Genomic DNA, 1,081 nt, shown 5'->3' with positions numbered 1-1,081 from the left:
CATCAAAGATCGCGAATGGCAGACGGCGAAAGCCCGTATCATGAAGCACGCCAATCGTTAAGCCGCTGGCTTATCGAGGTAAACTTCTGGTATACTGCACAAAGTTACTTGGGGCTGATTCTGGATTCGACGGGATTTGCGAAGCCCTAGGAGCATGCCGAGGGGCGGTTGGCCTCGTAAAAAGCCGCAAAAAAATAGTCGCAAACGACGAAAACTACGCTTTAGCAGCTTAATACCCTGCTTAGAGCCCTCTCTCCCTAGCCTCCGCTCTTAGGACGGGGATCAAGAGAGGTCAAACCCAAAAGAGATCGCGTGGATGTCCTGCCTGGGGCTGAAGCGTTAAACTCAATCAGGCTAGTCTGTCAGTAGCGTGTCCATCCGCAGCTGGCCGGCGAATGTAAAGATTGGACTAAGCATGTAGTGCCGACGGTGTAGTAATTTCGGACGGGGGTTCAAATCCCCCCAGCTCCACCAAAATTCTCCATCGGTGATTACCAGAGTCATCCGATGAAGTCCTAAGAGCCCGCACGGCGCAAGCCTTGTGGGCTTTTTTGTGCCCTCAATTTGTCCCACGACGTCCGAAGAGAACTAATTAAATCCGAACCTTTTAGGCCTGATCTGCCCCCAGGATTAGATACAACCTTCAGTTAGTAATGTCGGTTGGTTTTTCTTCATATTTCCTGTTTCGCCAGTCCGTTGCGAATTCAGCTGGTGTCTGGTAATCCAGCGATGAGCTCGTTATAATCCTGCCGCCAGTCATTAATCGTTTTCCGGGCATGAAGAATATCGCTGAACCAGTGTTCATTCAGACACTCATCGCGAAAGCGTCCGTTAAAACTCTCAATAAATCCATTCTGCGTTGGCTTACCTGACTGGATAAGCCGTAGTTCCACACCATGCTCAAAGGCCCATTGATCGAGCGCGCGGCAGGTAAATTCCGGGCCCTGATCGGTTCTTATTGTCGCCGGATAGCCCCTAAACAGTGCGATGCTGTCCAGAATACGCGTGACATGAACGCCTGAAATACCGAAAGCAGCGGTGATCGTCAGACACTCCTTCGTGAAATCATCCACACAGGTCA

General features: G+C 50.7%; 1 other RNA gene and 1 pseudogene. One reads left to right on the top strand and one right to left on the bottom strand.

The features are described from left to right. Nucleotides 1–110: 110 nt before the first annotated feature. Nucleotides 111–474: a transfer-messenger RNA gene (ssrA, locus tag ABZ937_RS42835) on the top strand. A 169-nt stretch (nt 475–643) separates the two neighbouring features. Here the strand turns inward: ssrA and ABZ937_RS42830 are convergent. Next, nucleotides 644–1,081: pseudogene (locus tag ABZ937_RS42830) on the bottom strand (integrase core domain-containing protein); the annotation flags it as partial.

The organism is Streptomyces sp. NPDC046727, from assembly GCF_040645635.1.
Classification (GTDB): Bacteria; Actinomycetota; Actinomycetes; order Streptomycetales; family Streptomycetaceae; genus Streptomyces.
The sequence above is the reverse complement of the archived record's forward strand: the minus strand, read 5'-3'. Positions and strand labels throughout refer to the sequence as shown.